Source organism: Streptomyces milbemycinicus (assembly GCF_002154605.1).
In the GTDB taxonomy this organism is placed as follows: Bacteria; Actinomycetota; Actinomycetes; order Streptomycetales; family Streptomycetaceae; genus Streptomyces; species Streptomyces milbemycinicus.
In genome coordinates, this window is the sequence record NZ_MUNE01000925.1 from 1 (window position 1) to 8,497 (window position 8,497).

The 8,497-nt window shown below is 72.2% G+C and carries 9 protein-coding genes; 4 read left to right on the forward strand and 5 right to left on the reverse strand.

The annotated features are described in order from the left end of the window. Nucleotides 1-105: 105 nt before the first annotated feature. Both CCN51_RS48905 and CCN51_RS60400 read left to right on the forward strand, forming a co-directional pair. On the forward strand, nt 106-1,011 hold the full coding sequence (locus CCN51_RS48905; protein WP_014176684.1) for a hypothetical protein: 906 nt from the start codon (nt 106-108) through the stop codon (nt 1,009-1,011). Between the two features lie 202 nt (nt 1,012-1,213). Continuing rightward, nucleotides 1,214-1,927, forward strand: coding sequence for a hypothetical protein (locus CCN51_RS60400; RefSeq protein ID WP_014176685.1), 714 nt, complete (start codon nt 1,214-1,216; stop codon nt 1,925-1,927). A gap of 88 nt (nt 1,928-2,015) precedes the next feature. On the opposite strand, the gene dapC is transcribed toward CCN51_RS60400, so the two are convergent. Together dapC and fdxA are read right to left on the reverse strand one after the other, a co-directional pair. Further along, on the reverse strand, nt 2,016-3,128 hold the full coding sequence (gene dapC, locus CCN51_RS48915; RefSeq protein WP_014176686.1) for a succinyldiaminopimelate transaminase: 1,113 nt from the start codon (nt 3,126-3,128) through the stop codon (nt 2,016-2,018). 114 nt (nt 3,129-3,242) lie between these two features. After that, the gene (fdxA, locus tag CCN51_RS48920) at nt 3,243-3,569 is read right to left on the reverse strand and encodes a ferredoxin (RefSeq protein WP_014054705.1); all 327 of its coding nucleotides are present in this window, start codon (nt 3,567-3,569) and stop codon (nt 3,243-3,245) included. A 114-nt stretch (nt 3,570-3,683) separates the two neighbouring features. On the opposite strand from fdxA, the gene CCN51_RS48925 reads away from it, so the two are divergent. Beyond that, a complete protein-coding gene (locus CCN51_RS48925) occupies nt 3,684-4,718 on the forward strand; it encodes a GNAT family N-acetyltransferase (RefSeq protein ID WP_043486870.1) in 1,035 nt (344 codons plus the stop codon). A 17-nt stretch (nt 4,719-4,735) separates the two neighbouring features. Then, the gene (locus CCN51_RS48930; RefSeq protein WP_014176688.1) at nt 4,736-5,575 is read left to right on the forward strand and encodes a transglutaminase family protein; all 840 of its coding nucleotides are present in this window, start codon (nt 4,736-4,738) and stop codon (nt 5,573-5,575) included. A 60-nt stretch (nt 5,576-5,635) separates the two neighbouring features. Here the strand turns inward: CCN51_RS48930 and CCN51_RS48935 are convergent, their stop codons facing one another. From CCN51_RS48935 to CCN51_RS48945, 3 genes are all read right to left on the reverse strand, one after another. After that, nucleotides 5,636-6,379: an ABC transporter permease gene (locus CCN51_RS48935; protein WP_014176689.1), complete on the reverse strand. Its 744-nt coding sequence runs from the start codon at nt 6,377-6,379 to the stop codon at nt 5,636-5,638. Next, a complete protein-coding gene (locus CCN51_RS48940) occupies nt 6,376-7,353 on the reverse strand; it encodes an ABC transporter ATP-binding protein (RefSeq protein WP_014176690.1) in 978 nt (325 codons plus the stop codon). Before CCN51_RS48940 ends, CCN51_RS48935 begins: the two co-directional genes overlap by 4 nt. Nucleotides 7,354-7,519: 166 nt before the next feature. Then, nucleotides 7,520-8,497, reverse strand: a 978-nt coding sequence (locus tag CCN51_RS48945; protein WP_211303328.1) for a peptidoglycan binding domain-containing protein, incomplete at its 5' end; no start/stop codon positions are given.

Below are 8,497 nucleotides of genomic sequence, written 5' to 3' on the forward strand. Positions count from 1 at the left end.
GCAGTGGCCGGGCAGAGCCGTGGTGGCGGGGCCTCCCGGGCCGGTGACGTGCCTCTTGACACATGTCGGTCCGGGGCCGGGCGGCCCTCAAGTAACGTGTGCGCCGTGCCCCTGCCCGTCCTCGCCAGCCGCGCCCGTCGGACACGTGCCGCGATCGCCTGCGCCGTACTGCTGGCCCTGATCGGATATGTGGCGGTGCACATCGCGACCGGCGGCTGGGGCCCACCCCGCTGCTTCGTACGGGCGGAGGGCGAGTATCTGGCGCTCACCCCCGAACAGGCAGGCAACGCGGCCACGATCGAGGCGGTGGCCGCCTCCCGGGGGCTGCCGGAGCGGGCCGTCACCATCGCGCTGGCCACCGCGCTTCAGGAGTCGGGGCTGCGCAACATCCGCCATGGCGACCGGGATTCGCTGGGGCTCTTCCAGCAACGGCCCTCGCAGGGCTGGGGCACCGCGCGGCAGATCCAGGATCCGGTCTACGCCACGGGGCGGTTCTACGACCACCTGGTGAAGGTGCCCGGCTATTCGCGGCTCCCGCTCACGGTGGCCGCCCAGCGGGTGCAGTACAGCGGTTACCCGCAGGCGTACGCGAAGCACGAGACCGAGGCCGTGGTGTTGACCGGTGCGCTGACGGGGCGTTCGGCGGCCGCCTTCTCCTGCCCCGGCCCGCCGGACGACGGGGTTCCGGGCGATCCGGCGCGGGTCCGGGCGGAGTTGAAGCGGGAGTTCGGCGCCGAGGTGGCGGCGGCGGTACGGCCGGCCGGCCAGGGCGGCGGGCGCGCCGCGGCCACGCATATGGTGCGGGTGTCGACCGGGGCGACCCGGGCCCGCGGCGGGGCGGAGCGTAACGGCTGGGAATTGGCCTATTGGGCGGTGGCCCACTCGGACGAGTTGCGCATCGAACGCGTTTCTTATGGCAACCATGCATGGACCGCCGGGAATTTGAGGGCCGGCTGGCATACCACCGACGAGGACTCCGGGCCGGAAGTTCGTATCGCCATCGCCCGATAACGCGGCAGATCACCACTGGTGACGGCGGGTCAGAGCGGGTCCGTCGACATTCATCGACACCCACTCACATCCGAAACGGATTATGCGACGCATTGCCAATTCTTTACCTTGACGCACCGCAACCTTCCCGCTTCTCACGCGGTATTCACTGCGTCCGACTGCCGGACATCCACGCCAAATGTCCCTCCGTCAAAGGAGCATCATGTCCCTCCCCCTCACGCGTCGGATCGCCCGGACCGCGCTGCTGGTCGCAGCGGGCGCCGCTCCCGTGGTCGGTGCCGCCGGCGCCGCGAGTGCAGCGGACCTGTCCCTGACGCAGGCCCCCAAGCTGGGTGGGCTGAGCGCGCTCGACACCGCCGCGGTCGGCAGCCTCGCGGACGCCGCCTCGCAGCACGTCGGAAGCGCGGCGGGCGAGGTCGGCGGCAAGGCCGGCGGGACCGTCACGCGCGCCCTCCGGGGCCCGGAGCAGACCGCTCCGGTCGCCCGGCCCGCGGACAAGGCCGCTGCGGGCAAGGCCACTTCCGAGGCCAGGGCGGCCTCCGGCAAGGCGGCCTCCGGGGCGAAGGCCGTCGCCGGCAAGACCGGAAAGGTGACCGGAAAGGCGGGGGCGGCGAAGGCCGGCAAGGGCGACCACGGCAAGGCGGTGGCCGACAAGACCATGTCCGAGACCAAGGCCAAGGCCAAGGGGGGCAAGGGCCGCCACGCCGCACCCAGCCGCGGCAAGGCCGTCGCGAGCAAGGTCGGCAAGGCTGTCACGGGCAAGGCCGGCAAGGCCAAGAAGGTCGGCAAGGCCGCCGCCGGAAAGGCCGCGGCGAGCGAGCCCGCCCAGGCCACCCCGGCCGCCCCGAGCACGCTGCCCACCAGCTCTCTGACCGACGGCCTGCCGGTCAAGGGCCTGCCCATCCTGGGTGGCTGAGGGCAGCCCCACACGCGAAACGCCCGGGCCCGGGGAGCATCGGCTCCCCGGGCCCGTCATCTGTCCGCGTGGCCGCGTGGCCGCACGCTCAACGCCTGGGCAGACCGCCGCCCAGCCGCTGGACCGCCGCCGCCACCCGCTCGTCGGTGGCGGTGAACGCGACCCGTACGTTCCGCTCCCCCGCCACGCCGTAGAAGTCGCCCGGCGCCACCAGGATGCCCAGTTCGGCGAGCGCGCCGACGGTGTCCCAGCACGGCTCGTCCCGCGTCGCCCACAGGTACAGCGACGCCTCGCTGTGCTCGATGCGGAAGCCGCACCCCTCAAGCGCCTCGCGCAGCTCGGCCCGGCGGCGGGCGTAGCGCTCGCGCTGCTCGGCCACGTGCGCGTCGTCGCCCAGCGCGGCGACGGTGGCGGCCTGGACGGGCGCGGGCACCATCATCCCGCCGTGCTTGCGGAGCTGCAGCAGCTCGCCGAGCACCGCCGCGTCACCGGCGAGGAACGCCGCGCGGTAGCCCGCCAGGTTGGAGCGCTTGGAGAGCGAGTGCACCGCCACCAGGCCCTCGAAGCTGCCGCCGGACACCTCAGGGTGCAGTACGGACACCGGGTCGGCGTCCCAGCCGAGCTCCAGGTAGCACTCGTCGCTGACCAGCAGCACGCCGTGCTCGCGCGCCCAGGCCACTGCCGCCCGCAGCTCGTCCTTGTCCATCACCCGGCCGGTCGGGTTGGACGGGGAGTTGAGCCACAGCACCTTCAGCCCGGCCGGGTCGAGCTCCGTAGGCTCGTCGTACGGCACGGGCTCCGCGCCCGCCAGCCGCGCGCCCACCTCGTACGTCGGGTAGGCCAGCCGCGGGAAGGCGACGCGGTCGCCGGGGCCGAGGCCGAGCTGGGTGGGCAGCGACGCCACCAGTTCCTTGGAGCCGACCACCGGCAGCACCTGGGTGTGGTCCACGCCCGTCGCGCCCAGCCGCCGCTCCACCCAGCCGGTCAGCGCGTCCCGCAGCGCGGCGGTGCCCCATACGGTCGGATAGCCGGGGCTGTCGGCCGCGTCGGTCAGCGCGGCGCGGATCAGCTCGGGGACCGGGTCGACGGGGGTGCCCACCGACAGGTCGACGATGCCGTCCGGATGCGCCGCGGCGGTCGCCTTGTACGGTTCGAGCCGGTCCCAGGGGAAGACGGGGAGACGGGCGGAGACGGGTGGCACAGCTGGCTCGCTTTCTTGGGAAAACAGCCCGGCCCCGCAGGCCGTGGTGGCATGCGGGACCGAGGGCTGCGCGGTGCTGGGGCGTCTTCTAGAACGCGCCCGCGCGCCGCGAGGTCACTCGTCGTGCTCCTGCGGGGGCAGGGCGGCGATGAAGGGGTGGTCACGCTCGATCAGGCCCAGCTTGCTCGCGCCACCGGGCGAGCCCAGCTCGTCGAAGAACTCGACGTTGGCCTTGTAGTAGTCCTTCCACTCCTCGGGAGTGTCGTCCTCGTAGAAGATCGCCTCGACCGGGCAGACCGGCTCACAGGCCCCACAGTCGACGCACTCGTCCGGGTGGATGTACAAGGACCGCTGGCCCTCGTAGATGCAGTCGACGGGGCACTCCTCGATGCACGCCTTGTCTTTCAGGTCGACACAAGGCTGCGCGATGACGTAGGTCACGCTGTCGTTCCTCCTCTTAAGGGCTGCTATCGCGCGGGAGCGCGGCGTCGTCGATGCCCGCACCTAGTATCTCCGTTCTTGGGCACCAGACGCACGTGAGGGGCGGGCAGAGCTGTGGATTTCACCACTGGCGGACGACTTGAGGTCCGGATTACCCCGTCTGACGTGGGTAGACGTGTGTCCGTCAGGCTGACGCTCGAGGGTGGCGACAGCGGCGCGCGGTTCACGGACGTGGTCGGTGTGCTCACATCGTGGACACACGGTGTGCTGTGCGTCACTCGCCGTACGGGAGAGGAGGTCCGCATCGCGGAATCCTCGCTGGTGGCGGGCAAGGTGGTGCCCGCGGCTCCGGCCCGCCGCCGCGGCCCGGCGGCGACCGCGGCCGAACTGGACCGGGCCGCCGCCCGCGCCTGGCCGCCGGTGGAGAGCGTACGGCTCGGGGAGTGGGAGCTGCGCGCTGCGGGCGGCTTCACCCGGCGCGCCAACTCCGCGCTGCCGCTCGGCGATCCGGGCGTACCGGTCGAGGACGCGCTGCGGCGGGTGGCCGCCTGGTACGCCGAGCGCGGGCTGCCCGCCTATATCCAGGTCAGCACCGGGGCCGAGGGGACACAGGAGCTGCTGGCCGCGGAGCTGGCGGCGCACGGCTGGGTCCGGGAGGTCTCGGTGGACATACGGATCGCCGCCCTCGCGCCCATCGCGGACAAGGACGCCGATGTCACCCGGGTCACCCTCTCCCGCGATATCGACGACGCCTGGCTGGCCCGCTATCAGCGCTCCGCCTCCGGTGAGCCCTCCCCCGAGGTGCTGCGGGTGCTCCGCGGCGGCCCGTCGGTGTGGTTCGCGACCATAGCGACCTTCGAGACGGAGCACGGCGCCTCAGGCGTCCCGGCCGCGATCGGGCGGTGTGTGGTGGACGGCCGCTGGGCCGGGTTCACGGCCGTGGAGACCGATCCGCAGCTGCGCCGGCAGGGCCTGGCCAGCGCCGTGATGACGGCGCTCGCCCGCAAGGCCCTGGAGGAGGGCGCCTCGGCTGCGTATCTGCAGGTCGAGACGGACAATGACGGTGCCCGGGCGCTCTACGAGGGCATGGGCTTCAGCACACACCACAGCTACCACCACTGGCGCGCACCCCACGAGAACCACCGCTGATCGGGCACGAGACACCTATGCCACGCAGAGACGACACCCCGGCCCGGCGCCGGCGCTTCGCGGAGGCGGCCCGCGAGGAGCGCCCCGATCTGGCGCTGCTGTGCCTGCTGGTGGCGCAGGAGGCCGACCCGGAGCTGGACGAGGACGGAATCGACGCCGCGCAGATCGAACTCGACCGGCTGGCCGGTCTTGTGCCCTACTCCCCCGGCGGGCCCGGCGCCTGGGCCGCGGCGCTGGCCGGGCTGCTCGGGGACCGCTTCGACTTCCGCGGCTCCGCGGCCGACTACCGGCGGCTGGAGTCCTCACTGCTCCACGAGGTGCTGCGGCGGCGGCGCGGACTGCCGATCCTGCTGTCCGTGGTGTGGCTGGAGGTGGCGCGGCGGGCGGGCGCGCCGGTGTACGGGGTGGCGCTGCCGGGCCACTTCGTGGTCGGCTTCGGCGATCCGTACGGGCACCATGTGCTGGCCGACCCCTTCGACGGCGGGCGGGTGCTGTCCGACGAGGACGCGGCGCTGCTGGTGGCGGGGGCGCTGGGGGTCCCGTCGGCCGCGACGGTGCCGGCCCCGGCCACCCCGCTGGAGATCGTGCTGCGGATCCTGAACAACATCCGCGCCTGGGCCGCCGCCCGGCCCGAGCTCACGGACGTCCAGCTGTGGGCGGTGGAGCTGTCGCTGCTGCTGCCCAGCCATCCGGCCCGGCTCCGCTACGAGCGGGCCAAACTGCTCGTGGAGCGCGGGGACTTCGTGGCCGGTGCGAAGGAGATGGAGGAGTACGCGGAGGTCGTGGCCGCGATGGAGCCGAACGCGGCGGAGGCCGTACGGCGCCGGGCGCGGGCCGCCCGGGCGAGGCTGAACTGAGCGCACCGCACCGGGCCGGCCTTCGCCCCCTCCCCTCCTCACGCCGCTCGTCCGCGCCGCTCATGCCTTGCGGGTGTCCTTGCGGTACAGCCAGGCGGCGGCGCCCGCGAAGAGGACCAGATAGCCGACCAGGAGGGCGATGTCCTTGGTGTGCGGCGCGCCGCCCAGCTCGATCGCCTGACCGAGCGCGGCATAGGCATGGGTGGGCAGATAGTCGGATATATTCTGCAGCCACTGAGGGTACGAGGTCGTCGGCGACCACAGCCCGCCGAGGATCGAGAGGCCAAAGTAGATGATCATGGTCAGTGGGCGTACGGCGTCACCGGACGCCAGATAGCCGATGGCCACACCCAGCGCGGCGAACACCAGGGAGCCCGCCCATATCGCGCCGGTCAGGGCGAGCCACTGCCACGCGGCGTCGAGCCGCACGTCCTTGACGGCCGCGGCCACGACGAAGACGACCACGATCGCGGGCAGGGTGGCCACCGCCGCCGAGGCGATCTTCGCCACCACATAGCCGCGCCCGGGCAGCGCGGTGAGCCTCAGCTGTCTCACCCAGCCCGATTCGCGCTCCTTGGCTATGCGCTCGCTGTTGCCCATCAGCACGGCCGTCAGCGAACCGAAGGAGGCCATCGCGACCATGTAGTACAGCGGCATCGTCAGATGGGTGTGCGGCACCAGAGAGGTGGTGTCGCTGGTCCCCGCGATCACCAGGAACAGCGCCGAGGGATAGATGACCGTGAAGAACATGAACTTCTTGTTGCGCAGAGCGCGCGTGATCTCCAGCTTGATCAGCGTGATCATCGCCCCGCCTCCTCAGCGGTCGCGGCGTCGGTGATGGTGAGGAACGCCTGCTCCAGGCCGAGGCCCGCGACCTCGATCCCGCGCGGATACACCCCGAGGCCGTAGAGCGCGTGGACCGTCGCGTCGGCGTCGCTCGACCGCATCCGGACCGTGCGCCCCGATATCTCGATCCCGGTCAGATGAGGCAGTGCGCGCAAGCCCGCCTCATCGGCCGGCTCGTCGAGCTCGAAGGAGATCCGCCGGGCCCCGGCCATCGCCTTGATCTCCGCGGACGTGCCGTCGGCGAGCACCCGCCCGCGGTGCAGCACGATCACGCGGTCGGCTATCTCGTCGGCCTCTTCGAGGTAGTGGGTGGCAAAGAGGATGGTGCGGCCCTGCCGCGCCTGCGCCCGCATCGCGGCCCAGAAGGTCTGCCGGGACGAGACGTCCATACCGGTGGTGGGCTCGTCCAGCACGATCAGGTCGGAGGCGCCCGCGGTGGCCAGCGCGAAGCGCACCCGCTGCTCCTGGCCGCCCGAGAGCTTGTTCACCTTCCGGTCGGCGATGTCCGTGATGCCCGCCTCCTCCAGCACCTGCCGCACCGGATGGGCCAGGGGGTGCAGATCGCAGGCGAGCCGCACCAGCTCCTGGACCGTGACCTCCTCCATCAGCCCGCCGCTCTGGAGCATCGCGCCCACCCGGCCGCCCTCGATGGCCTGGCGCGGGGTGGTGCCGAAGATCCGGACCAGGCCGGAGTCGGGCGTGCGCAGCCCCAGCAGCAGATCGAGGGTCGAGGACTTCCCCGCCCCGTTGGGCCCGAGCAGCGCGACGGTCTCGCCCTGGTGCAGCGTGAGGTCCAGGTCGGCCACGGCGCGCATGCTGCCGTAGCTCTTGTTCACCTTCTCGAAGGCGACCACGGGCGCGGACGCCGACGCCTCGGCGCGGCCGGATCCGGCGGACGTGCCGGGAGCGGACTGAGCGGTTGTTGCGGTCATGGCCCAAGCTTCGCCCAGCGCGGCGCGTCCCGGCAGTGTCAGCGGTCGCGGTCTCGGCATGACAGATGTCACGGTCCCGGCCGGGCACCCCTGCGCCAGACGTACGACCGCGCCGGGCATACGACGGCCCCCGCCCGGTGCCGGACGGGGGCCGTACGCGCTTCGCTCAGTTGCCGTTGGTCTCGATGATGCCGATCCGCTCGGCCGGGGTCTTGCCCTTGAGCGCCTGGGCCAGCGCCACCGCGACGTCCGTCGGGGCGACGGGCTGCTTGCTGCCGTTGCCGCGCTGGATCAGCACACCGTCGAAGAAGCCGCCGTACAGCTCCTTCAGGGCGTTCAGGTCGTAGTGCTCCACCAGCTTGCCGTCCACCACCCGCATGGACAGGACCTTCCACAGGGAGTTCTGCGGGCTCAGCGGCAGCGAGTGCACCGGGTCTGTCTGGACCTTGACCAGGTCCGACATCGCGGGCTTGGCGAAGGTCCGCATCTTACGGTCGACCTCGGCGTTGCTGATCTGCGGCTGCTTGGTGACGACGGGCAGGGTGATGACCTTGTTCTCACCCGTGGCGGCCCGCTGCCGGAACGCCTGGTCCACCGCCGCGACCGCCTTGTCGACGTCCAGCCCCTTGCCCGCCCTGCCGTACACCGCGACGGCCTTGCCGGGCTTGAACTCGATCGTGCCCTCGCGCGCCGTCCCCGAGGTGCCCGCGAGCCGTTCCAGCGCGTCCTTGAGCTTCTCCTCGTCGACCGTGACGACGGGATCGGCCTGGTGGGTGCCGCCGAACAGCGAGCCGATCACGGTGACCGGGTTGTAGTCGCGGCCGGCGACGCCGCGGACCGTGGCCTCGGTGTCCAGCGTCAGGCCCGCGACGGACGGCTTGATCTGCTTCTGCTGGCCGTCCACGGACACCTTCAGCGGGGCGGTGGTACGGCCCTCCAGCTCGGTGTCCAGCTTCTGGACGGCCGTCTCCTTGGAGGTGCCGCCGATGTCGACGCCCAGCACGGTGGTGCCGTTCGGCACGTCGGCGTGGTTCATCACCAGGCCCGCGCCGTACGCGACGCCGCCGATGACGACGAGCGCGCCGACCAGCATGACCAGCTTGGAGCGCCCCTTCTTCTTCTTGGGGCGGGCGGCCGCCCGCCC